This window comes from Kosakonia sp. S42 (genome assembly GCF_016624785.1).
Classification (GTDB): Bacteria; Pseudomonadota; Gammaproteobacteria; order Enterobacterales; family Enterobacteriaceae; genus Kosakonia; species Kosakonia cowanii.
On sequence record NZ_JACVTW010000012.1, the window covers coordinates 1 to 21,611 of the forward strand.

28 protein-coding genes and 1 other annotated feature are annotated in these 21,611 nt (G+C 57.8%); of the genes, 18 read left to right on the top strand and 10 right to left on the bottom strand.

The window, feature by feature from the left end; translation table 11 throughout:
- Positions 1-186: 186 nt before the first annotated feature.
- From clpB to rluD, 3 genes are all read right to left on the bottom strand, one after another.
- Complete coding sequence (clpB, locus tag IAE50_RS14700) at positions 187-2,760, bottom strand: ATP-dependent chaperone ClpB (protein ID WP_023480639.1); 2,574 nt, start codon at positions 2,758-2,760, stop codon at positions 187-189.
- A gap of 128 nt (positions 2,761-2,888) precedes the next feature.
- On the bottom strand, positions 2,889-3,620 hold the full coding sequence (gene yfiH / locus IAE50_RS14705) for a purine nucleoside phosphorylase YfiH (RefSeq protein WP_200580579.1): 732 nt from the start codon (positions 3,618-3,620) through the stop codon (positions 2,889-2,891).
- Positions 3,617-4,597: a 23S rRNA pseudouridine(1911/1915/1917) synthase RluD gene (gene rluD, locus IAE50_RS14710; RefSeq protein WP_054804222.1), complete on the bottom strand. Its 981-nt coding sequence runs from the start codon at positions 4,595-4,597 to the stop codon at positions 3,617-3,619. Before rluD ends, yfiH begins: the two co-directional genes overlap by 4 nt.
- A 131-nt stretch (positions 4,598-4,728) precedes the next feature.
- Here rluD and bamD point away from each other — a divergent pair, with 131 nt between their 5' ends.
- The 4 genes from bamD (at position 4,729) to pheA (ending at position 7,480) form a co-directional block, all read left to right on the top strand.
- Positions 4,729-5,466, top strand: a complete 738-nt coding sequence (bamD, locus tag IAE50_RS14715) for an outer membrane protein assembly factor BamD (protein ID WP_023480633.1) — start codon at positions 4,729-4,731, stop codon at positions 5,464-5,466.
- Positions 5,467-5,734: 268 nt separating this feature from the next.
- Positions 5,735-6,073, top strand: a complete 339-nt coding sequence (gene raiA, locus IAE50_RS14720) for a ribosome-associated translation inhibitor RaiA (protein WP_054804223.1) — start codon at positions 5,735-5,737, stop codon at positions 6,071-6,073.
- Between the two features lie 98 nt (positions 6,074-6,171).
- Positions 6,172-6,297, top strand: a sequence feature (Phe leader region).
- Complete coding sequence (pheL, locus tag IAE50_RS14725) at positions 6,173-6,223, top strand: pheA operon leader peptide PheL (protein WP_200134660.1); 51 nt, start codon at positions 6,173-6,175, stop codon at positions 6,221-6,223. (Overlaps the previous feature by 51 nt.)
- 22 nt (positions 6,298-6,319) lie before the next feature.
- Positions 6,320-7,480 carry a bifunctional chorismate mutase/prephenate dehydratase gene (gene pheA, locus IAE50_RS14730; protein WP_042718544.1) on the top strand — a complete coding sequence of 387 codons (1,161 nt, stop codon included), beginning with the start codon at positions 6,320-6,322 and terminating at the stop codon, positions 7,478-7,480.
- Here the strand turns inward: pheA and IAE50_RS14735 are convergent.
- From IAE50_RS14735 to IAE50_RS14765, 7 genes are all read right to left on the bottom strand, one after another.
- Positions 7,477-8,349: an SMP-30/gluconolactonase/LRE family protein gene (locus IAE50_RS14735; protein WP_094421636.1), complete on the bottom strand. Its 873-nt coding sequence runs from the start codon at positions 8,347-8,349 to the stop codon at positions 7,477-7,479. The genes pheA and IAE50_RS14735 overlap by 4 nt on opposite strands.
- Before the next feature lie 68 nt (positions 8,350-8,417).
- The gene (gene tyrA / locus IAE50_RS14740) at positions 8,418-9,539 is read right to left on the bottom strand and encodes a bifunctional chorismate mutase/prephenate dehydrogenase (protein WP_200580580.1); all 1,122 of its coding nucleotides are present in this window, start codon (positions 9,537-9,539) and stop codon (positions 8,418-8,420) included.
- 9 nt (positions 9,540-9,548) lie between these two features.
- On the bottom strand, positions 9,549-10,619 hold the full coding sequence (gene aroF / locus IAE50_RS14745) for a 3-deoxy-7-phosphoheptulonate synthase AroF (RefSeq protein WP_200580581.1): 1,071 nt from the start codon (positions 10,617-10,619) through the stop codon (positions 9,549-9,551).
- 182 nt (positions 10,620-10,801) lie between these two features.
- The gene (locus tag IAE50_RS14750) at positions 10,802-12,145 is read right to left on the bottom strand and encodes a PepSY domain-containing protein (RefSeq protein ID WP_200580582.1); all 1,344 of its coding nucleotides are present in this window, start codon (positions 12,143-12,145) and stop codon (positions 10,802-10,804) included.
- 60 nt (positions 12,146-12,205) lie between these two features.
- A complete protein-coding gene (locus IAE50_RS14755; RefSeq protein ID WP_200580583.1) occupies positions 12,206-12,673 on the bottom strand; it encodes a DUF2946 domain-containing protein in 468 nt (155 codons plus the stop codon).
- Between the two features lie 174 nt (positions 12,674-12,847).
- Positions 12,848-13,897, bottom strand: a complete 1,050-nt coding sequence (locus IAE50_RS14760; protein WP_200134646.1) for a site-specific integrase — start codon at positions 13,895-13,897, stop codon at positions 12,848-12,850.
- Positions 13,898-13,903: 6 nt separating this feature from the next.
- Positions 13,904-14,749, bottom strand: a complete 846-nt coding sequence (locus tag IAE50_RS14765) for a helix-turn-helix domain-containing protein (protein WP_094421647.1) — start codon at positions 14,747-14,749, stop codon at positions 13,904-13,906.
- A gap of 115 nt (positions 14,750-14,864) precedes the next feature.
- Between IAE50_RS14765 and IAE50_RS14770 the strand changes: the two genes are divergently transcribed.
- The 14 genes from IAE50_RS14770 to IAE50_RS14835 all read left to right on the top strand — a co-directional run bounded on the left by IAE50_RS14770 (position 14,865) and on the right by IAE50_RS14835 (position 21,610).
- Positions 14,865-15,233, top strand: coding sequence for a hypothetical protein (locus IAE50_RS14770; protein WP_042713132.1), 369 nt, complete (start codon positions 14,865-14,867; stop codon positions 15,231-15,233).
- Positions 15,234-15,271: 38 nt separating this feature from the next.
- On the top strand, positions 15,272-15,610 hold the full coding sequence (locus IAE50_RS14775) for a DUF5347 domain-containing protein (RefSeq protein ID WP_200580584.1): 339 nt from the start codon (positions 15,272-15,274) through the stop codon (positions 15,608-15,610).
- 65 nt (positions 15,611-15,675) lie between these two features.
- Entirely contained in the window at positions 15,676-15,903 is a 228-nt protein-coding gene (locus IAE50_RS14780) for a DUF2732 family protein (protein WP_200580585.1), read from the top strand.
- Positions 15,903-16,124 carry a TraR/DksA C4-type zinc finger protein gene (locus IAE50_RS14785; protein WP_023480592.1) on the top strand — a complete coding sequence of 74 codons (222 nt, stop codon included), beginning with the start codon at positions 15,903-15,905 and terminating at the stop codon, positions 16,122-16,124. Before IAE50_RS14780 ends, IAE50_RS14785 begins: the two co-directional genes overlap by 1 nt.
- Positions 16,125-18,164 (top strand): replication endonuclease, encoded by a 2,040-nt coding sequence (locus IAE50_RS14790; RefSeq protein ID WP_200580586.1) that lies wholly within the window; start codon positions 16,125-16,127, stop codon positions 18,162-18,164.
- Between the two features lie 89 nt (positions 18,165-18,253).
- The gene (locus tag IAE50_RS14795; RefSeq protein ID WP_023480627.1) at positions 18,254-18,439 is read left to right on the top strand and encodes a hypothetical protein; all 186 of its coding nucleotides are present in this window, start codon (positions 18,254-18,256) and stop codon (positions 18,437-18,439) included.
- A gap of 197 nt (positions 18,440-18,636) precedes the next feature.
- Positions 18,637-18,840 carry a tail protein X gene (locus IAE50_RS14800; RefSeq protein WP_124967545.1) on the top strand — a complete coding sequence of 68 codons (204 nt, stop codon included), beginning with the start codon at positions 18,637-18,639 and terminating at the stop codon, positions 18,838-18,840.
- Positions 18,831-19,052 (top strand): HP1 family phage holin, encoded by a 222-nt coding sequence (locus tag IAE50_RS14805; RefSeq protein ID WP_023480641.1) that lies wholly within the window; start codon positions 18,831-18,833, stop codon positions 19,050-19,052. Before IAE50_RS14800 ends, IAE50_RS14805 begins: the two co-directional genes overlap by 10 nt.
- Positions 19,036-19,545: a lysozyme gene (locus IAE50_RS14810; RefSeq protein ID WP_200580587.1), complete on the top strand. Its 510-nt coding sequence runs from the start codon at positions 19,036-19,038 to the stop codon at positions 19,543-19,545. Before IAE50_RS14805 ends, IAE50_RS14810 begins: the two co-directional genes overlap by 17 nt.
- Positions 19,542-19,973 (top strand): Rz-like lysis system protein LysB, encoded by a 432-nt coding sequence (gene lysB, locus IAE50_RS14815; RefSeq protein ID WP_200134642.1) that lies wholly within the window; start codon positions 19,542-19,544, stop codon positions 19,971-19,973. Before IAE50_RS14810 ends, lysB begins: the two co-directional genes overlap by 4 nt.
- Positions 19,861-20,106 (top strand): Rz1-like lysis system protein LysC, encoded by a 246-nt coding sequence (gene lysC, locus IAE50_RS26025; protein ID WP_232045289.1) that lies wholly within the window; start codon positions 19,861-19,863, stop codon positions 20,104-20,106. The genes lysB and lysC overlap by 113 nt, the downstream gene beginning before the upstream one ends.
- Positions 20,069-20,536 (top strand): phage tail protein, encoded by a 468-nt coding sequence (locus IAE50_RS14825; RefSeq protein WP_200134641.1) that lies wholly within the window; start codon positions 20,069-20,071, stop codon positions 20,534-20,536. Before lysC ends, IAE50_RS14825 begins: the two co-directional genes overlap by 38 nt.
- A gap of 94 nt (positions 20,537-20,630) precedes the next feature.
- The gene (locus tag IAE50_RS14830) at positions 20,631-21,266 is read left to right on the top strand and encodes a phage baseplate assembly protein V (RefSeq protein ID WP_200134640.1); all 636 of its coding nucleotides are present in this window, start codon (positions 20,631-20,633) and stop codon (positions 21,264-21,266) included.
- A complete protein-coding gene (locus tag IAE50_RS14835) occupies positions 21,263-21,610 on the top strand; it encodes a GPW/gp25 family protein (RefSeq protein WP_023480652.1) in 348 nt (115 codons plus the stop codon). Before IAE50_RS14830 ends, IAE50_RS14835 begins: the two co-directional genes overlap by 4 nt.
- Position 21,611: the final 1 nt, after the last annotated feature.

The following is a 21,611-nucleotide window of genomic DNA, read 5'->3' on the forward strand; positions in this document are numbered from 1 at the left end:
TGTGTTTGCCGTTGTGCCGTGTCAGTGGAGGCGCATTATAGGGAGTTAATTTCCGCTGACAACCCTTAATTTGAAAAAAGTTACCGTTCGCTCACTTTCCAGGCAGAAACTGTGAAAAGCGTCTATTTCTGCTCTTTTATTAAACAAAAACGGGCCTCAAGAGGCCCGTTTTTCAGTTTTTATCTTTTATTGAACAGCAACAATGCGGTCATCTTTCACCACAAGCTGCACCGGCTTGCCCGGAATCAGGGTGCCAGAGAGGATCTGCTGCGCCAGCGGGTTCTCTATCTGTTGCTGGATCGCACGTTTCAACGGCCGCGCACCATACACCGGATCGTAACCATTGGCGCTAAGCAGTTTCAGGGCCTCGTCGGAAAGCGTCACACTGTAGCCGCGCTCTTCAAGACGTTTATACAACCGCTGCAGCTGGATCTGCGCAATAGAAGCAATGTGTTTTTCACCTAACGGATGGAACACAACCACTTCATCTATACGGTTGATGAATTCAGGACGGAAGCTCTGACTCACCACGCCCATCACCAGTTCTTTCATATGGCCGTAATCGAGATCGCCAAAACGCTCCTGAATCAGGTCGGACCCAAGGTTAGAGGTCATGATGACCACCGTATTACGGAAGTCCACCGTTCTGCCCTGCCCGTCCGTCAATCGACCGTCGTCAAGCACCTGCAACAGAATGTTGAAGACATCCGGATGCGCTTTCTCTACTTCATCAAGCAGAATGACGGAATAGGGACGCCGACGAACGGCTTCCGTCAGATAACCGCCCTCTTCATATCCGACATAGCCCGGAGGCGCACCGACCAACCGCGACACGGAGTGTTTCTCCATAAACTCGGACATGTCGATACGCACCATGGCGTCGTCGCTATCAAACATAAAGTTTGCCAGCGCCTTGCACAGCTCTGTTTTCCCGACCCCGGTCGGCCCAAGGAAGAGGAAGGAGCCAATAGGGCGGTTCGGATCGGACAGCCCTGCGCGGCTGCGGCGAATGGCGTTAGAGACCGCATCGACAGCCTCATCCTGACCAATCACGCGGTGGTGAAGATCGTGTTCCATGCGCAGCAGTTTCTCACGCTCGCCTTCCATCATTCGCGAGACGGGAATACCGGTCCAGCGCGCCAGCACTTCGGCAATCTCCGCATCGGTTACACGGTTACGCAGCAGGCGCATGGTTTTGCCTTCACTCTGCGTAGCCGCCGCCAGCTGTTTCTCCAGCTCGGGGATTTTACCGTACTGCAACTCAGACATTCTGCCCAGGTCGCCATTACGACGTGCCTGTTCCATGGCGATTTTCGCCTGCTCAAGCTCAGCTTTAATCGTCTGCGTACCGGAAAGAGAGGCTTTTTCGGCCTTCCACTCCTCTTCAAGGGAGGAGTATTGACGCTCTTTCTCTTCCAGCTCCTCGTTCAGCATGTCGAGGCGTTTTTTACTCGCCTCATCAGACTCTTTCATTAACGCGCGCTGTTCCAGCTTGAGCTGGATAATGCGTCGGTCAAGCCGGTCGAGTTCTTCCGGTTTCGAGTCAATCTGCATACGGATGCTGGATGCCGCTTCATCGATCAGGTCGATGGCTTTATCCGGCAACTGGCGATCGGAGATGTAGCGATGCGAGAGCGATGCCGCCGCAACAATCGCCGGGTCAGTAATTTGCACATGGTGGTGCAGCTCATAGCGCTCTTTCAGACCGCGCAGAATAGCAATGGTATCTTCAACAGAGGGTTCAGCCACCAGCACTTTCTGGAAACGGCGCTCCAGCGCGGCATCTTTCTCGATGTACTGGCGATACTCATCAAGCGTGGTTGCGCCGACGCAGTGCAGCTCACCGCGCGCCAGCGCCGGTTTCAGCATGTTCCCGGCATCCATAGCGCCGTCGGCTTTACCGGCACCGACCATGGTATGCAATTCGTCGATAAACAGGATCACGTTACCTTCCTGTTTGGAGAGATCGTTGAGCACCCCTTTCAGGCGCTCCTCAAACTCACCGCGATATTTTGCCCCAGCGACCAGTGCACCCATATCCAGCGCCAGCACGCGGCGGCCTTTCAGCCCCTCCGGCACTTCACCGTTCACAATGCGCTGCGCCAGCCCTTCAACAATGGCAGTTTTACCGACACCCGGCTCACCAATTAATACCGGGTTGTTTTTGGTACGGCGCTGCAGCACCTGGATGGTACGGCGGATCTCTTCGTCACGGCCGATGACCGGGTCAAGCTTGCCCTGCTCGGCACGTTCGGTCAGATCGACGGTAAATTTTTTCAAGGCCTGACGTTGGTCTTCAGCCCCCTGATCGTTCACGTTCTCTCCCCCACGCATTTGCTCGATAGCCTGAGTCACGTTCGCAGTCGTTGCGCCAGCGGATTTCAGCAAATCCGTCAGCGTGCCGCGTGACTCCAGCGCAGCCAGAACAAACAGCTCTGACGAAATAAAGTTATCACCCCGTTTTTGCGCCAGCTTGTCGCAAAGGTTAAGCACGCGCATCAAATCTTGCGAAGGCTGCACATCACCGCCGGTACCTTCTACCTGCGGTAAGCGGCTCAGCGCCTGTTCAATGGCAATACGTAACTGGCCAGCATTGACGCCGGCAGAGGTTAATAAAGGTTGAACCGAACCGCCTTCCTGGTTCAGTAAGGCGCTCATTAAATGAAGTGGTTCGATGAATTGGTTGTCGTGCCCCAGTGCGAGCGACTGGGCATCGGCAAGAGCAAGCTGGAATTTATTAGTAAGACGATCCAGACGCATAACTCCTCCCATAACAGGTCAAATTTGCTACTGGAGATTAAATGAGGTCATCCCTCAATTATTCAAGGTGATTGACCTGATTTATGTGAAGAAAACTCACGCGTACTGGATCGTCTTGATTCGTTAGGTTATATCAGCCAAATGAAACTTGCCATACGCCCGGTCGTCTTGTCCCGACGGTATGAGAAAAAATCACTCTGCTGGCTGAAGGTGCAGTGCTCGCCGCCGTAGATATGCTCGACGCCGACGCTTGCCAGCCGCTGACGCGCCAGCTGATAAATATCAGCAAAATATTTCTCACCCTGCGGGCGAAATGCGCGTTCGGCTTCAGCATCGTGAGCCATAAATGCCTCACGCACTTCCGGGCCCACTTCGAAGGCCTCCGGACCAATCGCCGGGCCAAGCCACGCCAGAAGATTGCCGGGCTTATCAGCAAAACAGGCCACCGTCTCTTCCAGCACGCCTGCGCATAACCCGCGCCAGCCAGCGTGCGCTGCCGCCACTTCACTGCCATCCCGGTTACAAAACAGCACCGGCAGGCAGTCGGCAGTCATCACCGCGCACACCGTGCCCGGCGTATTGCTGTATGAGGCATCCGCGCGTTTTGAGGCATAGGGCTCGCCGTCGAGCTTCAATACCGCCGTGCCGTGCACCTGCTCGAGCCAGACCGGTTTTGAAGGCAAACCCGCCGCCGCAAACAGGCGCGCGCGGTTCTCTTCGACATGCTCGCTGTTGTCACCGCAGTGCGCGCCGAGGTTCATGGCATCATAGGGCGGCAGGCTTACACCGCCGATACGCGTTGAACTGCATGCCGCCACGCCTTTCGGCAGCGGCCAGTCCGGGACGATCAGTTTGGTCATAACCAGGCGACATCATCCTTATGGGTTTCAAAATCCGCGCGCATCGCGGCAATAAGATCGACCATATCCTGTGGAATTGGCGCATGCCACTCCATTTCAATACCGGTAATGGGATGGTAGAGACGCAGCATGGTCGCGTGCAGTGCCTGGCGGTCAAACTTGCGCAGCGCATCAATGAACTCATCCGATGCGCCTTTCGGCGGGCGAGGACGACCGCCGTAGAGCTGATCGCCCACCAGCGGATGGGTGATATGCGCCATATGCACACGGATCTGGTGCGTACGGCCAGTTTCAAGACGCAGACGCAGGCGCGTATGGATACGGAAATGCTCCATAATGCGGTAGTGCGTGACGGCCGGTTTGCCCATCGGGTGAACGGACATATGGGTGCGCTTGGTCGGATGGCGGCTGATAGGCTCCTCCACCGTACCGCCCGCGGTCATATGACCGATGGCAACAGCTTCATATTCACGGGTGATTTCACGCAGCTGCAAAGATTCAACCAGACGGGTTTGCGCCGGAACGGTTTTCGCCACGACCATCAGGCCAGTGGTGTCTTTATCCAGACGGTGCACAATACCAGCGCGCGGTACGTCGACAATCGGCGGATAGTAGTGAAGCAGCGCATTCAGCACGGTACCGTCAGGATTACCGGCGCCGGGATGCACGACAAAGTCGCGCGGCTTATTAATGACGAGAATATCGTCATCTTCATAGACGATATTGAGAGGAATATCCTGCGGCTCAAAGCGCGCTTCTTCTTCAATTTCCGCATTGATAGCAATGCGCTCACCGCCCAACACTTTCTCTTTCGGTTTGTCGCTAACGACATCATTGACCAGCACGCGCTGATCAAGAATCCATTCTTTTATACGCGAACGTGAATAATCAGGGAACAATTCGGCCAAAGCCTGATCTAAGCGTTGACCGAGTTGATTCTCGGATACCGTTGCGGTGAGTTGTACCAGTTGTGCCATATACAGCTTCTTCGTTAACGTTGGGTTTTACGGCTTCGCCGTTTAATATAGTGTGCTATTGTAGCTGGTCTTAGTCGGGAGCAGGAGTAAAGAATCTCCCGCATGAACATTCTGAGGAAAGTCTAAACGTTATGACGCGCTTGAAATATCTGGTGGCAGCCGCCACGTTAAGTCTGGCTTTGGCAGGTTGCTCCGGTTCTAAGGAAGAGGTACCTGATAATCCACCAAACGAAATCTACGCGACCGCCCAGCAAAAGCTGCAAGACGGTAACTGGAAGGCGGCAATAACGCAACTGGAAGCTCTGGATAATCGTTATCCGTTTGGTCCTTACTCCCAGCAAGTGCAGTTAGATCTTATCTACGCCTACTACAAAAACGCCGATCTGCCGCTGGCGCAGGCCGCTATCGATCGCTTTATTCGTCTTAACCCAACGCATCCGAACATCGACTACGTGATGTATATGCGCGGGTTGACCAACATGGCGCTTGATGACAGTGCGCTGCAGGGCTTCTTCGGCGTTGACCGTAGCGATCGCGATCCGGCTCATGCGCGTGATGCGTTCAATGACTTCTCACGTCTGGTGCGCGGTTATCCGCAAAGTCAGTATGCGACCGATGCCAACAAGCGTCTGGTCTACCTGAAAGATCGTCTGGCGAAGTATGAATACTCCGTCGCGCAGTACTACACCGATCGCGGTGCCTGGGTTGCGGTGACCAATCGCGTGGAAGGCATGCTGCGTGATTTCCCGGATACCAAAGCGACGCGCGATGCGCTGCCATTGATGGAGCACGCTTACCGCGAGCTGCAGCTCAATGCGCAGGCTGACAAAGTGGCGAAAATTATCGCCGCCAATAACAGCAACGCATAACGCCTGTAAACGCAAAACGGCAGCCCGCGGGCTGCCGTTTTTTTATCCGTTGAATGCCTGGCTGTCGTGCTTTCGCGCCAATGCAACCTATCAACTATGACCGTTAACTTCTCATCCGACAAGCTATATTTCCCCTCTTCCTGCCCTGCCTCACAAACCCCTCGCCTTTGACAAAAAGTGACAAAATTACGTGATTTTAATCACACATTTTGACATTAGGCGCGCTATGCTGAAGTGACTTAGACGGAAAGACAGAGAGGTAAGATGTATGACAATGAACATTACCAGTAAACAAATGGAAATTACTCCGGCAATCCGCCAGCATGTCACCGACCGTCTCGCCAAACTGGATAAATGGCAAACTCAGCTGATTAATCCCCATATCGTCCTCTCTAAAGAGCCACAGGGTTTTACCGCCGATGCGACCATCAGTACGCCTAACGGGCAGCTTGTCGCCAGCGCTAAACATGATGATATGTATATCGCCATCAACGATTTGATCAACAAGCTGGAACGGCAGCTCAATAAAGTGCAGCACAAAGGCGAAGCGCGTCGCGCCGCAACATCGGTGAAAGATGCCAACTTCGTTGAAGAAGAAGAAGAGTAGTCTCTACATTGAGTTTCCAACGCGCCTGCGGGCGCGTTTTTTATTGACAGAGCGAAAAGAGAGCAGTTACTTTAACTCCCTCGCTCAACAGGAAAAATGATGAAAACCACCCCGTTTCTCTTCGCACTCTTTTTTACCTTCCCCAGTTAGGGAGGCGATTCGTTTTGTGAGAAAAAGTGCGAAGACGAACAATAAAGCCTCCCAAACCGGGAGGCTTTTTTATTGATAACAATGAAAGGCAACAACATGACGGCTGAAAACCCCTTACTGGATTTACGCGTGAAGATCAGCGCGCTCGACGAGCAGTTGCTGACGCTGCTGGCCGAGCGCCGCCAGCTCTCCGTTGAAGTTGGCAAAGCGAAACTCGCCTCCCACCGCCCGGTACGCGATATCGACAGAGAGCGGGCCCTGCTGGAACATTTAATCGAGCTTGGCAAAACGCATCATTTAGATGCCCATTACATCACCCGCCTGTTTCAGCTCATCATTGAAGATTCTGTTCTCACCCAGCAAGCCCTGCTCCAGCACCACCTCAACAACATCAACCCACGCTCTGCGCGTATCGCGTTTCTTGGGCCGAAAGGCTCCTATTCGCATCTTGCAGCGCGCCAGTATGCCGCGCGCCATTTCGAGCAGTTTATCGAGAGCGGCTGCGCACGTTTTCAGGATATTTTTAGTCAGGTTGAAACCGGGCAGGCGGATTACGCCGTCGTGCCGCTGGAGAACACCAGTTCGGGCGCGATTAACGATGTCTATGATCTGTTGCAGCACACCAGCCTGTCGATTGTCGGCGAGCTAACCGTTCCCATCGATCACTGCGTGCTGGTATCAGGTACCACCACTCTTGAGCAGATCCAGACGGTCTACAGCCATCCGCAGCCGTTCCAGCAGTGCAGCCAGTTCCTGAACCGCTATCCGCACTGGAAGATTGAGTATTGCGAAAGCACCTCGGCGGCGATGGAAAAAGTCGCGCAACTGAACTCACCGCACGTCGCGGCGCTGGGCAATGAACCGGGTGGCGCGCTGTATGGTTTACAGGTGCTGGAGCGCAACCTGGCAAACCAGACGCAGAACATTACCCGTTTTGTGGTGTTGGCGCGTAAAGCGATTGACGTATCCGAGCAGGTACCGGCAAAAACCACGCTGCTGATGGCGACCGGGCAACAGGCGGGTGCGCTGGTAGAAGCGCTGCTGGTGCTGCGCAACCACAACCTGATCATGACCAAGCTGGAGTCGCGCCCGATCCACGGCAACCCGTGGGAAGAGATGTTCTACCTGGATATTCAGGCCAACCTGCACGCCAGCGCGATGCAAAAAGCGCTGCGCGAGCTGGGCAGCATCACCCGCTCGCTGAAAGTGCTGGGCTGCTACCCCAGCGAAAACGTCGTGCCGGTCGACCCGGTTTAACGCTCGATAAAGAGCGCTTTCTTCATCCCTGCCACCGACACAGGCAGGGTGAAGATCGCCCCCGAAAGCGGATAATCAGCAATCTCCTGCTCATCCATATTTTCGCGGGTAGTAGTAATAAACAGCGTCTGCATATCCGCCCCGCCAAAGCAGACCATCGTCGGGCAGCGCACCGGCAAACGGTACTCTTCCAGCTGTTCGCCCTGCGGTGAGAAACGCGCAATTCGCCAGCCGTCATACATCGCGCTCCAGTAGCACCCTTCGACATCCATTGCCGCACCGTCCGGAATACCTTCGCCCGGGTTAAAGCGACGGAACAGCTCGCGCCGCCCCGGCTCGCCCTGCTCATCCAGCGGCGTACGGTAAATTACGCCGTGCGGTGTATCAGAGGTGAACATCCACTGTTTGTCATGGCTGAAGGCCAGCCCGTTTGCGCCGTGAATATCACACTGCACCACTTTCGGCGTCAGATCGTTATCCACGCGCAGTAGCAGCGCGCCGTTATAATCCCCTGGCGCCCAGAAGGTGCCAGCATAAAAGCGACCATGGTGATCGGTACCGCCATCGTTAAAACGCGCCAGCTGCGGGTTAGAGGGGTTATCGCACACTTTCTGTCGCAGTAGCCCGCGCTCGTCCGTCAGCCAGATAGCCTGCCGCATGGCGACGATAAAACCGCCCTTCTCACGCAGCGCGAAGCAGCCCACCTCTTCCGGGAACGAGAGCACCGTATGCTCGCCCGTCTCTAGTCGGTAACGGTGGATTTCACCTTCGAGAATATCAGCCCAGTAGAGCGCCTGTTCGGCTTCGCTCCAGGTCGGACACTCAGGTAAATGTCCGGTGTAATCAAACAGTCTCTGCAACTCAGCCATTGCGCATCCCTTAAATAAAAAAAGCCAGCGGGTGACCACTGGCTTTTCAGTATAAACGGCTTTTGAAGTTACGCCCGGCTGTCGTTGGCCTGGCGTAACAGGGTACGGCTCTCGCTCTGGAAACGCTGGGCATAATCGCCGAACCAGTGCTCCACTTTGCGGAAGCTGTCGATAAACGCCTGCTTATCGCCCTGCTCCAGCAGGCCGATCGCTTCGCCGAAGCGCTGGTAGTAACGCTTGATCAGCGCCAGATTATCGGGCGAGGACATAATAATGTCGGCATAGAGCTGCGGATCCTGGGCGAACAGCCGCCCCACCATTGCCAGCTCAAGACGATAAATCGGTGATGAGAGCGACAGCAACTGCTCAAGCTGCACATTCTCTTCTGCCAGGTGCAGACCATAAGCGAAGGTGGCAAAGTGGCGCAGCGCCTGGATAAAGGCCATGTTCTGATCGTGCTCGACGGCACTGATACGGTGCAGCCGCGCGCCCCAGACCTGAATCTGTTCCAGGAACCACTGATACGCTTCTGGTTTGCGACCATCACACCACACGACTACCTGTTTGGCGAGGCTACCGCTATCCGGGCCAAACATTGGGTGCAGACCAAGCACCGGGCCGCTATGCGCCGACAACATCGCCTGCAGCGGGCCGCTTTTCACCGACGCCAGGTCGACCAGAATGCAATCCTCCGGCAGCGGTGGCAGCTTCGCAATTACCGCTTCGGTGACGTGGATCGGTACGCTGACAATCACCATGCCCGCATCCGCCAGCAGCGTCTCTGCCTGCGCCCAATCCTCTTTCTCCAGCGTACGCACCTGGTAGCCAGAGAGCGTCAACATCTTGCTGAACAGTTTCCCCATCTGGCCGCCGCCGCCAACAATGACCACCGGACGCAGCGCAGGACAGAGCGTTTTAAATCCTTTGTCGTTTTCGCTGGAGTAGGATTCGCGCATCACGCGGCGCAGCACATCCTCAATTAGATCCGGCGGCACGCCCAGCGCCTCGGCCTCTTTACGCCGCGAGGCCAGCATTGAAGCCTCACGCTCGGGAACATAAATCGGCAGCCCGTAGTGGCTTTTGACTTCGCCCACCTGCGCCACCAGCTCCAGCCGGCGCGCCAGCAGCCCCAGCAGCGCCTTATCCACTTCATCAATTTGATCGCGCAGCGCGGTCAGTTCAGCAACCATAACACCCTCTTATGCAAAACGCGCCGCCAGACTATTGCGCAGATCGCTGTCGATTTCACGCAGCAGCGCTTCGGTCGCCTCCCAGCTGATGCAGGCATCGGTAACAGAAACACCGTACTTCATATCACAGCGCGGCTGCTCGGATGATTGATTGCCCTCGTGAATGTTGCTCTCAATCATCAGGCCGGTAATCGAACGGTTGCCATCTTTGATCTGCGCGACAACGGATTCGGCAACGGCAGGCTGGCGACGGTAATCTTTATTGGAATTCCCGTGGCTGCAATCTACCATCAGCGACGGTTTCAGTCCCGCCTGCTGCATCTCTTTTTCACACTGCGCGACATCCGCCGGGCTGTAGTTCGGCGCTTTGCCACCGCGCAGGATCACATGGCCATCCGGGTTGCCCTGGGTTTGCAGCAAGCAGACCTGTCCGGCCTGGTTAATGCCAACGAAGCGGTGCGGCATCGCAGCCGCGCGCATCGCATTGATGGCGGTAGCGAGGCTGCCGTCGGTACCGTTTTTGAAGCCGACCGGCATCGACAAACCGGAGGCCATTTCACGGTGGGTTTGTGACTCCGTGGTGCGCGCGCCAATCGCCGACCAGCTAAAGAGATCGCCGAGGAACTGCGGGCTGTTCGGATCGAGCGCTTCGGTCGCCAGCGGCAGACCCATGCTGACTAACTCCACCAGCAGACGACGCGCAATCTTCAGGCCAGCTTCCACATCAAACGAGCCATCCATGTGCGGATCGTTAATCAGCCCTTTCCAGCCAACGGTGGTACGGGGTTTTTCAAAATAGACGCGCATCACCAGGTAGAGGCTATCGCTGACCTCTGCGGCAAGGGTTTTAAATCGACGGGCATACTCCAGCGCGGCTTCCGGGTCGTGAATCGAACAAGGACCGCAGACCACCAGCAGGCGCGGATCGCGCCCGGCAATGATGTTGGAGATGGTCTGGCGGGATTGCGTGATTTGCGCCTCTTGTTCGCCGGTCAGCGGGAAAGCGGTTTTCAGCTGTTCCGGGGTGATCAGAACCTGCTCGTCGGTGATGTGTACGTTGTTCAGCGCGTCTTTTTGCATGATCAAATCCTGTATGGCTCGTGTGCGATAGGTTTCCTCAAGCGAGGGAGCTGACACCATATCACATCAGGTAAAGATTTCAATCCACAAATCGTACAGATATCGTTACACAACCAACTTTAATAGCGTTTATATGGCTGCCATATGTAATATTTACTTTACAGGCAGCAGCCTCTGGCACTTTACGCCGCGCGAACCGGGTGCGTTTTCCGCTGCCAGCGCAGGGCATCGACCAGCATAAACAGCAGTAAGCTGCCGCCCATGACCGGCATTGCCAACCCCAGCAGCAGGGCGATGATCGGCACCACACAGCGGCCCACGACGGGGAGTTGCAGCCAGGCGTGGAGCAGCGTCTCGCTCGCCGCCGGGCGGCGGATCCACCACAAACGATAGCCGACGATAATCATCACGCACAGCGCGCTGCCAAAGGTGATCAGCACCAGCTGATTTAAGATGCCGAACAGCACGCCCATATGGAAATCAACGCCCCAGCGCGTCAGCTTCGCCATCAACGGGAAATCGGCGAAGTGCACATGATCGATCACTGCCAGCGAACTTCCCGCAATGGCGACCGCATCCACCTGCGTCGGCCAGCGGCGATCGATCTCCGTAACCGTCCAGGCGTGCTCCATATCGCGCGGCGGGCGGATTTCAATTTTCTTCGCCGCGATCCCGGCCGCCTGCGCGCGGGCGAGCACCGCGTCAAGTTGCGCCGGGTTGAGCGCCATGCCGGGCATCTCCATCCCTTGATGATGCATATGGTGCTCAGCGTGTGGATCGGCCGGTGCGGCTTCGCCCTGAAGCTGCGTATTCACCTGCGGCGTCATCCAGTTAAATGCAGCGCGCAGTTTATCGACGTTGCCGCCCGCCCACTGCGACCAGGTCAGGCCGGTGGCGGAGAAGAGCAGCATCCCGGCCAGCAGCAGCCAGCCAAGCGTGACGTGCAGGCGGCGATGGTTCTGCACGCGGTTATTGATGCGCCGCTTCGGCCGGGTAAAAAACCACAGCGCAATGCCGCCGAGCGCGGCGATCCACATCCACGACGCCGCCAGCTCACTGTAGAGCCTTCCGGTATCACCCAGCAGCAGCGAGCGGTGCAGGTAATCAATCCACTGGCGCAGCGGCAAAATACCGCTGGTGCCGTAAACGGTCATATCCCCTTTCACCTGTAGCGTCACCGGATCGACAAAAATCGCCCGGCTCTCCGAGACGCCAAGCTGCGGGTCAGCAAACATCACCCGCGTCGTCTCGCTATCGCTCAGGCCAGGCCGCACGGCCTGCAAGCGTAGATGCCCGCCCGTCACCTGTTCGGCGACGCGAAGCTGGTCAGCCAGCGGTTGCCGCTCGCCACTCTCCACGCCATACAGTGCATCGTGATAGAGCCAGTTCTCCAGCTGCGGCGTGCCAACGTAGAGCGTGCCGCTCAGCGCAGCGATAAAGATAAAGGGGCCGACAAACAGGCCAATATAGAAATGCAGGCGTCGTAGCAGATTAAGCCACGCCGCGCGAGGGGTGCAGGAAGTCATACTTTTCCTCAAAAAGCGCAAAGGTGTGCCATTCCGCGCAGGCGGAACACTATTTTGGGGTCAGGAAAAGCGTAAAGATGGCGGCGCGCGGGTGTCCGGCCAGAGCCAGGGGATAAAGTGCCATAGCCGAGGGCGCGTGCGTGCGGGCGGGCAGGTCACGCGCAGCACGCGTCCCAGCAGCAGCAGAACAAGCAGGAAAATCAGGCCGGGAACATGGGCCAGCAGCACACAGTAACCACACGCTTCAGCGTGATCGAGCGGCATGGCAGGCGGCGGGCTCTCTGGCGGCGACATCGCATGGTGTGAACGATCGTGGCGTGCATGATCGCTCTGCGCGGGCATCGGCATACTCATCTCATGATGCATACCGGGCATCGCGCTCATCGGATCTTTTTGCAGCGCGGTAGAGATAAGGGGAGCGACAAGGATCAGCAGGATCGCAAACAGCGCCAGCCACAGGGCTGAGCGTTGGGCTCTCGTATGATGAAAAACGTGCTTCACCGCATCTCCTTCAGGTCGAAGCGGCATTGTAAATTAAACATCACCAGAAGGTTAATCATTTTACCCGAAGAGGCAAAACGGCGCGGCGTAAAAGGGCCAGATAAGTTAGTTAAGCCGCTTTTGCAGGCCCCACCGTGCCATCTGGCCTGCGCCCTTATTTTTCGGGCACGCCAGGCAAGTTAAGTGCAGTGAAATGCAGGGTTATGCATCTTCTGCCGCCACATTGCCGCCATTAAACGCCGCCAGCGGGTTGAGCGTCACCGCCTCTTCGAGGTGATCGGGAGCGAAGTGGGCATAACGCATGGTTTCACGAATATTGGCATGGCCAAGGATGCGTTGCAGTACGAGGATATTGCCGCCATTCATCATAAAGTGTGAGGCGAAGGTGTGGCGCAGAACGTGGGTTTTCTGCCCCTCGGCCAGGGCAAGAGAGGTGGTGGCCAGCATGCGGGTAAAGTCGGGATAACAGGGCTGAAACAGCGCTCCCTCGAGCGGAGCCAGCTCGTCGAACAGCCACTGCGGGATCGGCACGGTGCGGTTCCTGCCGCCTTTGGTTTTGACAAAGGTGAGCTTATTGGGTGACAGCTGCGTGCGGGTGAGGGACTCAGCTTCGCGCCAGCGCGCGCCAGTGGCGAGACAAATTTTCACCACCCGCGTTAAATCGACATTGCCGAAACGGACACAGGCCGCCAGCAGTTCGGCGATCTGCGCCTGCGTCAGCCAGCTCATCTCGCGCTCTTTTTCGCGAAACGGCCGCACGCTCTCCAGCGGATTAGGCAGCGACCACTCGCCCAGCCGCGTGAGTTCATTAAACACCGCGCTAAGGTAGTGCTGCTCGCGGTTGACGGTGATGGGCTTCACTTTCCACTTTGCCGGGTCCGGCGTATAGCCATTGTCGATCTCACCGCTCAGGCGCTTATCGCGGTAGTGCGCCCAGGCTTTCGCCGTCAGCTGCGCGGCGATGGGATCGCCCAGCCCGCGGCAGACAATCTCCAGCTTCGCCAGCCGCGATTTGCTCGCCGCCAGCGACTGACCGTGCAGCTTGTACCACAGCGCAATCAGCTCGCTTAAGCGGCGGCGGTCGGCCTTCTCGCCGAGCCAGGGTTTCTCTTCCGCTTCCCGCTTCGCCCACGCCTCAAAGGCTTCCGCTTCGCCTTTAGTGGCGAACTGTTTGCGAATGCGCCGCCCGTCGCGCCCCTGCGGATAGACTTCGCAGAGCCACTTCCCGCTCTTCTGTTTGCTGACCGTCATTGCCGCTTACACATGCTTTTCCAGCGTAAAGAGCACCACGCCGAACGGCGCGATCTCCGCTACGCCACACTCAAAATCGACCGCGTTATTGCTCAGGCGCACTTTGCCGCCGGGCAAGCGCACGACATCAAAGACATCCAGCGCATCATCAATGGCAATCACCCAGCGCCCGTTACCAATCTTCTGCGCAGCGGTATCCACCAGCCAGCCGGCATGCAGCCCGTCAATAAAGCGCAGGCTATCGGTAGCGGCAGGTGCCAGCGACGGATCCAATACCCAGACGCCCGCCTCTTTCAGCTCGCCAGACTCATGGCGGAATTTCGGAATGGTAATAACGGCATCGTTCTGCGCAGCAGCCGGTGCCGGGTACATCTCTCCCTGCCCGGTTGCCAGCCACTTCAGGGAGACGCCGGTATCCAGCGCGCAGGTGACGACCACATCACCCGGGAAGAAGTCGCGGCGCACCCAGGTGCTGATGGTGCCTGAAGAGATATCGAGCAAATCGCCCAGATCCTTTTGCATCTGGAAGCCATAGGCATCAAGGATACGCCGCAGTACCGGGCGTCCGCCCGCCGAGAGGATCTCCTCATACAATGCCTTGCCTTTTACCTGCGGCTTCTCAACCAGATTCGCATTTGCAAACTCACCGTTTACCAGCCAGTGCAGATCCGCGCCGGTATCCAGCGCGCATTTGACCACCGCTTTATAGGGCACGCTTTCCCGCTGGATCCAGCTGCTGATATTGTTCGCCGGCACATCCAGCGCCTCGGCAAGCGCTTTCTGACTGGATACGGAGTAGGACGACGCAATGCGATCCACCACATCCTGAACACTCATCTTGTTTTCACTCATGGACACCAACATCGAAAAAGTGATTTACATAATCGCATTTGCGATTTATATTGCTGTTCATCGACCAAAATGCACAGCAGTGCACTACATTTCAAACAACAGGAGATAATGCGATATGTCAGATGCAAAATCAATGCCGTCGCATCCGTTATCCGGCTCTCAAATGCAATTCAGCACCTTTTCACATGGGCAGATGGATGAGCTGATGTCCGCCCTGCTACCGGCGCTGCAAACCCTGATCCGCTCGGCGATGTCCGATGCGATGACGGTGAAGGATTTCGCCGCAATGCGCGGTATCAGCGAGCGTCTGGTGTGGCAGTGGCTGGATGAAGGGGTGCTGCTGAAAGCGCCGACCCGCGAGCATACCGACGCCGGTAAACGCAGCCGCACGCTGATTAACGTCAAAGCCTGGCGCGATAAATTAACGCAGCAGGCTATCGACTGCCGTTACATCGACCGGCGCTCCGCCACCTCATTCGGTTAATTTTGCATTTGCGAGTTCACGCTCACGCAGGAGGATCTATGGCGATCACCTCACCTGCCGCCAGCGCACCGCTGAGTGCCGGCCAGCGGCTTACCGGGTTAAACCACATCAGCGAACTTCGCGGTCGCCACTGGGGCGACAGCTGGAGCGAGGTGGCGCGCTTTATCGACGATATGCGCGACAGACGCGACGAGCAGTATGAGGCAAATGCCCGGGCGCTGGCGGCGATCTTCTTTCTCGCCCGCGTCCCTACTGCCCGTCAGGCGCTCGCCCCGCAACAGCTCACCCTCGAGGAGAAGCGCGCGCTGATTGCCGCCATGAACCACTTTCGCGTCGTTGTCAGCCTGTTTCCGAAACGGCTAACCATGCCGCTTTAACCCCAACTTTCAACCCAGGACGTCAACCCGTCGGGCATCCCTTTGCCCAAAATCAGGAGAGTACCATGAGAAAGACCGCAATCCCCTCCCCCGCCCGCAGCGGCGATGAAATCACGCTGCTGCTGGCTGAAGCCCGCAATAACGAACGCCTGCGCTGCGCCGGTGCCGTTTCTGCCCGCCTTGCTACGCTGGCGAGCTTTATTGCCTCCCAGCGCCTCGACTGGAGCGACGCCGCTGAGCTGTTGCGCCAGGAGGCGACCCATATTGATAACCAGGCGCTGGAGCTGCACTGATGGCCGATGAAATGGATGGCGTTCAACAACGCGAAATGGAGGAGCGCGAGCGGCATATCCTGCACGCCCGCCGCCGTTTACTCCTCCCTTCCCGCTTAACCTGCGAATGCTGCGACATGCCGATCCCTGAGGCGCGTCGCATGGCGCTGCCGGGCGTGACCTGCTGCGTCAGCTGCCAGCAGATCGCCGAACTAAAAGATAAGCACTTCAGGAGAACATAAGTGGCTGTTAGCCTGGCCTACCCCTGGAACGCGCCGCGCAGCGCTATCGCCAGCCCCTACCTGACCCACGCCGAACAGCACCGCCGCAATCAGCATATTGCGGCGGTGCTGCAGGCGCGTCACGCACTGGCGCTGCAACCCACCTGCGTACGCCTCTCCATCAGCCGCACAGAGCAAGCGCTGGAAAAGGCGCACGGCGCGGCGCGGGCGCACGCCTTTCTGCTGCGCTTCGCCAGGCAAACGCTGCCACGTCTGAAAGCAGTGAATGCCCGCTACCAGATCGATGGTCTGCAATCACGCGTCTCAAAGGCGGTATTCAATGGCCATTTTGATACCGCTTTCCAGCAGGCGCTGGCTGGCCGGCTGGTCGATTTGGTTAACCGCTATAACCAGCTCGCGGACTGCAACCGGGCCAGCGTCGACCGGCTGGCGGAAGATATCGCCCACTTTATCCGTGGCGAGCTGGCGGATATTGATGCCGATGAGCAGACCGAGCTGAAAACCCTGCACCGCTGGTACCACCACGCTGGTCTTATCGCCCTGCAATTTAATGTCATCCCGCCGCACTGGCAGCGCGTGACGCAACACCGCGTCTGCGCGGAGGATCTCGCCCCGGCGGTGATCCGTCTTTTCAGCGAGCAGTGGTGGCGTGGCCATCTTCGCCGCGCCGCCGCCCAGTGGCGCGAACATCTGCACATCGCGCTAGGGCTGGTGAGCCGGAAAACGCAGCCCTACGCCAGCCGGGACTGCATCACCACCTGGCGCGAGCAGAAGCGCCGCCACCGGGCCTTTCTCAAAAGTATGGAGCTGGAGGATGAAGAGGGAAACCGCATCAGCCTGATTGATAAACATGACGGGTCGATAGCCAACCCGGCGATCCGCCGCTGCGAGCTGATGACGCGCATTCGCGGTTTTGAAACCATCTGCCAGTCCCTTGGCTACGTTGGCGAGTTTTACACGCTGACCGCACCTGCCGCCTTTCATGCCACCTCCCATACCGGGCATCGCAATCTGAAATGGAACGGCGCAAGCCCGGCGCAAACCCAGGGGTACTTCACCCGCCTGTGGGCGCGCATTCGCGCCAGGCTCCACCGTGACGGCCTGCGCATTTTCGGCATTCGCGTGGCGGAACCGCATCACGATGGCACCCCGCACTGGCATCTGCTGCTGTTTATGCAGCCGCAGGACCGAGAGAAGGTGCGCGAGATCCTGCGCGATTTTGCCCACCAGCAAGATAGTGAAGAGTTACGCAACGACCAGGCGCGAAAAGCGCGCTTTCATGCCGAAGCGATCGATGCGCAAAAGGGGAGCGCGACGGGGTATGTGGCGAAGTATATCGCCAAGAATATCGACGGCTACGCGCTGGAGAATGAAATCGACCACGAAACGGACGCGCCGCTAAAAGAGAGCGCCTGCGCGGTCTCCGCCTGGGCGGCGCGCTGGCATATCCGCCAGTTTCAGTTTGTCGGCGGCGCACCGGTCACCGTCTACCGGGAGTTACGCAAGATGGCCGACAGCGCCACGGCCAAAGGGCTGAGCGTGGAGTTCGCCGACGTCCACGATGCCGCCGATAACGGCGACTGGGCTGGCTACGTTAATGCTCAGGGCGGCCCGTTTGTCCGCCGTGACGATCTGCAGGTACGCACCCTGTATGAAGCAGAGGGTGAATTTAACCAGTACGGCGAACCGACGGTTCGTATTCGCGGCGTGTATGACACGGTAATCGGTAGCGGTTCGCCGGTGCTGACGCGCCTGAAGAAGTGGACCATTGTGCCGAAGCGCGCAGCGGCGGTTTTTCAGGGCGCGGCTGCGCCCGCTTGGAGTTCTGTCAATAACTGTACGCCCTTCGAGCCGGGTAAACCGCTAACGGATTACCAGCGGCGGCAACTCACCCACCGGCTGCGGGAAGGGATCCTCAGTGAACGAAACGGGAGGTTAAAAACCGATCTCAACATCATTAAGAATAATGACTTTTTGGCAAGCAATAGATGGTCAGAATATTTGTCACTTCACAATACTGTTTTTTTATCAGCGACATAGTGATTAGACAAAATAATCTTCGCTTCCCATAAATATCCAGCCTATGATACTGTATATACATACAGTAAGAGAATTCATGAGAGGAATTCATGGTCTTTGAACGACTAAATAAGACTCAGCACAAATGGGCATGCGTGCAATTCATTGCCGAGGTGTCGCTTATCGCCAACTGCAAGCCTTCCGACCTGAAGCTGGCCTTAAGCCTGATCGCGGATCTGGCAGAGAGCGAGAACACGACTCCCGATGATGAGGATATTTATTACAAAGCCGAATAGCCCGCCGAACGCCATTCCGGCCACTCTCTTTACCGTACTCTTACGCACCGGCTAGCGTTTCCCTCGCCCGGTGCGTCGCTTTTTCCTCCCCGTTGTTGTACCAGCCACGCGCCAGCACCAATTCATAGCCCTTAGCCTCTCTGTTGCGGAAACTTAACCATGGAAAAAACCTTCCGGATGGTAAGAGACGCAAAACGATGAATGCGATAACACAACAGGGCGACACCCTCGATCTGATCTGCCTGCGCTACTACGGGCGAACGGCGGGCGTCGTCGAACGCGTGCTGGCCGCCAATCCTGGTCTTGCCGAACTGGGCGTCGTGCTCCCGCATGGCACCACCCTCACCCTGCCCGATGTCGCGGTGCAGACCATGCAGGAGACGGTAAATCTATGGGCGTAAGTATCGAGAGAATCAGCTCGTCGCTGGCCTACTGGATTAGCGTCGCCCTGACCTTTTTTGGCGCCATGACGCCGCAAGACTTTGCTGCTTACTTCGGCGCGCTGGGCGTCGCCATGACCGTCGGCGTGAACTGGTATTACCGCCGTAAAAGCTATCTGTTCCTCAAATCCTGTGCGGTGAGCCAGGAGGTGGTCAATGGGCTTACCCGTTAAACGCTGTAGCGCGGCGGCCGTGCTGGCGCTGGCGCTGCTGCTGCCCGATTTTCATCTGCTGCACACCTCGCAGGCGGGGCTGGCGCTGATTACCGATCTCGAAGGCTGCCGTCTGCGCCCCTATCAGTGCAGCGCGGGAGTCTGGACCTCGGGGATTGGCCACACGGCGAAAGTTTTCCCTGCGCGCGATATCAGCGAAAAAGAGGCCGCCGTCAACCTGGTTGCCGACGTGCTGAACGTTGAGCGCCGCCTGGCGCACTGCGTGCCGGTGGAGATGCCGCAACCGGTCTATGACGCGGTAGTCAGTTTTACCTTTAACGTCGGCAGCGGCGCGGCGTGCGCCTCAACGCTTGCCTGGCACCTGCGCCAGAAGGCGTGGAAACAGGCCTGCGATCAGCTGCCGCGCTGGGTCTATGTCGATGGCGTACGCAACCGCGGGCTGGAAAACCGCCGCCAGCGCGAGCGCGACCGGTGCCTGCAGGGGGTGAAATGAGTGCCCGCCTGGTGGTGGTAATAGCGCTCCTGGCGACGCTGACCGGGCTGTGGTTGTTTGAGCAAAACCACGCTCTGCGTGCGTCTTTAGCCAACGCGCAGCAGCTGGCGCGGGATCAGAACGCCACGCTGACGCGCCTTAAAACCGCCCTCAACGCCACCGCCGAACTGGCGGCAAAGAACCAGCAGGCGCAGGTCACACTGCGCCAGCAGATCGATGCCGCCAGCGCGCAGGCGCTGCAACGAGAAAACGCGATCGCGAGGTTATTAAATGAGAACGAGGCTTTTCGCCACTGGTATCGCACTGAGTTACCTGATGCTGTGCGCCGGGTGCACCAGCGCCCCGCCTGCCCCTCCGCCGCTCATTGTCTACAACAGCTGCCCGCAGGTCAGCCTCTGCCCGATGCCGGCAAGCGCGCCGCAAACTAACGGCGATTTGAGCGCCGATATCCGCCAGCTTGAGCACGCGCTGGTGCAGTGCGCGCTGCAAGTTGAAACCCTTAAACATTGCCAGGATGAGATCAATGCTAAAACCCAACTCTCTGCGCAGCGCCCTGATTAACGCCGTCCCGGCGCTGCACGATACCCCCTCGATGCTGCGTCTGTGGGTCGATAAAGGCAGCAATATCGCCACGCTCGCCAGCTCCTTATCGTTTGAAAAACAGTTCAGCCTCAACGTCACCATCACCGGTTTCAGTGGCGATATCGACACGCTGTTTGTGCCGGTGATGGCGTGGCTGCGCGATAACCAGCCCGACATTCTCTCCATCGAGGCGGGGCAGAAAGGCGGCTTTAGCTGGACGCTGCTGACCAACGCCGACGGTACACAGGATGTGACGATGGTGCTGCAACTGACCGAGCGCACCCAGGTGAAAGAACTCAACGGGACACTTATCGCCGAGACGCTGCCAGAGCCGCTGCCGCCGGCCTTCGTCACCCGCCCAAAAGAGCTCTATATCAACGGCGAGCTGGTGAGCCGCTGGCAGGCGTGATCGCCTGCGCCATACGCCACGGGCTGCGTTGTGCCAAAAGCCGGACAGCCTTGTTCAATTTTCAAAACCGGGGACGCATAGCATCATTTCGCTTATGAACAGACAACTTTCGCTTCACGAGCTGGCCCGCCAGCTTCGCAATATGATCCGCACCGGAATTATCGTTGAGGTCGACTTGAAAGCCGGGCGCTGCCGGGTGCAGACCGGCGGTATGGTGACCGACTGGCTACAGTGGTTAACCCACCGCGCCGGGCGTTCGCGCAGCTGGTGGGCGCCCTCCGTCGATGAGCAGGTGTTATTGCTCGCCGTCGGCGGCGAGCTGGAGACCGCCTTTGTGATGCCGGGGATTTATGCCAACGATTATCCGGCCCCCTCCGCTTCGGCGGACGCCTGGCACGTCACCTTCCCGGATGGCGCGGTGTTTGAATATGAACCGCAGAGCAGCGCGCTGAAGGTAAGCGGCATTAAAACCGCCGATATCACCGCCTCCGAGTCGATTACCGCCAGCGTGCCACAAGTGCTGGTGAAAGCGTCTACGCGCATCACCCTCGATACGCCGGAAGTGGTCTGCACCAATAAGCTGATCACCGCCACGCTGGAGGTGCAAAAAGGCGGCACCATGAGCGGCAATGTGACGCACAGCGGCGGCTCGCTTACCTCGAACGGCAAAGTGCTGCATAGCCATCAACACCCCGGCGACAGCGGCGGCACCACAGGAGCACCTTTATGACAGCACGTTATTTCGGCCTCGATCGCACCAGCGGGCGCAGCCTGACGGACGTCGACCATATCCGCCAGAGTATCAGCGATATTCTGCGCACGCCGGTGGGCTCGCGCGTGATGCGCCGCGATTACGGTTCGCTGCTGTTCGATATGCTCGATCAGCCGCAAACCCCGGCGCTGGCGCTGCAAATTCAGGTGGCTTGCTATATGGCGCTGCTGCAATGGGAGCCGCGCATCACCCTCAGCGCGGTGACGGCCGAACGTCAGTTCGACGGCAAGATGGTGGTCAATCTGACCGGTCAGCTTGCCAGCACCGGCGAGTCCCTCTCTTTAACCCTTCCTGTGAGTTGAT

What these genes read in the sequence shown, in the direction of transcription:
- clpB (WP_023480639.1), bottom strand. Translation starts at nt 2,760, where the DNA reads ATGCGTCTGGATCGTCTTACTAATAAATTCCAGCTTGCTCTTGCCGAT.
- yfiH (WP_200580579.1), bottom strand. Translation starts at nt 3,620, where the DNA reads ATGACCAAACTGATCGTCCCGGACTGGCCGCTGCCGAAAGGCGTGGCG.
- rluD (WP_054804222.1), bottom strand. Translation starts at nt 4,597, where the DNA reads ATGGCACAACTGGTACAACTCACCGCAACGGTATCCGAGAATCAACTC.
- bamD (WP_023480633.1), top strand. Translation starts at nt 4,729, where the DNA reads ATGACGCGCTTGAAATATCTGGTGGCAGCCGCCACGTTAAGTCTGGCT.
- raiA (WP_054804223.1), top strand. Translation starts at nt 5,735, where the DNA reads ATGACAATGAACATTACCAGTAAACAAATGGAAATTACTCCGGCAATC.
- pheA (WP_042718544.1), top strand. Translation starts at nt 6,320, where the DNA reads ATGACGGCTGAAAACCCCTTACTGGATTTACGCGTGAAGATCAGCGCG.
- IAE50_RS14735 (WP_094421636.1), bottom strand. Translation starts at nt 8,349, where the DNA reads ATGGCTGAGTTGCAGAGACTGTTTGATTACACCGGACATTTACCTGAG.
- tyrA (WP_200580580.1), bottom strand. Translation starts at nt 9,539, where the DNA reads ATGGTTGCTGAACTGACCGCGCTGCGCGATCAAATTGATGAAGTGGAT.
- aroF (WP_200580581.1), bottom strand. Translation starts at nt 10,619, where the DNA reads ATGCAAAAAGACGCGCTGAACAACGTACACATCACCGACGAGCAGGTT.
- IAE50_RS14750 (WP_200580582.1), bottom strand. Translation starts at nt 12,145, where the DNA reads ATGACTTCCTGCACCCCTCGCGCGGCGTGGCTTAATCTGCTACGACGC.
- IAE50_RS14755 (WP_200580583.1), bottom strand. Translation starts at nt 12,673, where the DNA reads ATGCCGCTTCGACCTGAAGGAGATGCGGTGAAGCACGTTTTTCATCAT.
- IAE50_RS14760 (WP_200134646.1), bottom strand. Translation starts at nt 13,897, where the DNA reads ATGACGGTCAGCAAACAGAAGAGCGGGAAGTGGCTCTGCGAAGTCTAT.
- IAE50_RS14765 (WP_094421647.1), bottom strand. Translation starts at nt 14,749, where the DNA reads ATGAGTGAAAACAAGATGAGTGTTCAGGATGTGGTGGATCGCATTGCG.
- IAE50_RS14770 (WP_042713132.1), top strand. Translation starts at nt 14,865, where the DNA reads ATGTCAGATGCAAAATCAATGCCGTCGCATCCGTTATCCGGCTCTCAA.
- IAE50_RS14775 (WP_200580584.1), top strand. Translation starts at nt 15,272, where the DNA reads ATGGCGATCACCTCACCTGCCGCCAGCGCACCGCTGAGTGCCGGCCAG.
- IAE50_RS14780 (WP_200580585.1), top strand. Translation starts at nt 15,676, where the DNA reads ATGAGAAAGACCGCAATCCCCTCCCCCGCCCGCAGCGGCGATGAAATC.
- IAE50_RS14785 (WP_023480592.1), top strand. Translation starts at nt 15,903, where the DNA reads ATGGCCGATGAAATGGATGGCGTTCAACAACGCGAAATGGAGGAGCGC.
- IAE50_RS14795 (WP_023480627.1), top strand. Translation starts at nt 18,254, where the DNA reads ATGGTCTTTGAACGACTAAATAAGACTCAGCACAAATGGGCATGCGTG.
- IAE50_RS14800 (WP_124967545.1), top strand. Translation starts at nt 18,637, where the DNA reads ATGAATGCGATAACACAACAGGGCGACACCCTCGATCTGATCTGCCTG.
- IAE50_RS14805 (WP_023480641.1), top strand. Translation starts at nt 18,831, where the DNA reads ATGGGCGTAAGTATCGAGAGAATCAGCTCGTCGCTGGCCTACTGGATT.
- IAE50_RS14810 (WP_200580587.1), top strand. Translation starts at nt 19,036, where the DNA reads ATGGGCTTACCCGTTAAACGCTGTAGCGCGGCGGCCGTGCTGGCGCTG.
- lysB (WP_200134642.1), top strand. Translation starts at nt 19,542, where the DNA reads ATGAGTGCCCGCCTGGTGGTGGTAATAGCGCTCCTGGCGACGCTGACC.
- lysC (WP_232045289.1), top strand. Translation starts at nt 19,861, where the DNA reads ATGCTGTGCGCCGGGTGCACCAGCGCCCCGCCTGCCCCTCCGCCGCTC.
- IAE50_RS14825 (WP_200134641.1), top strand. Translation starts at nt 20,069, where the DNA reads ATGCTAAAACCCAACTCTCTGCGCAGCGCCCTGATTAACGCCGTCCCG.
- IAE50_RS14830 (WP_200134640.1), top strand. Translation starts at nt 20,631, where the DNA reads ATGAACAGACAACTTTCGCTTCACGAGCTGGCCCGCCAGCTTCGCAAT.
- IAE50_RS14835 (WP_023480652.1), top strand. Translation starts at nt 21,263, where the DNA reads ATGACAGCACGTTATTTCGGCCTCGATCGCACCAGCGGGCGCAGCCTG.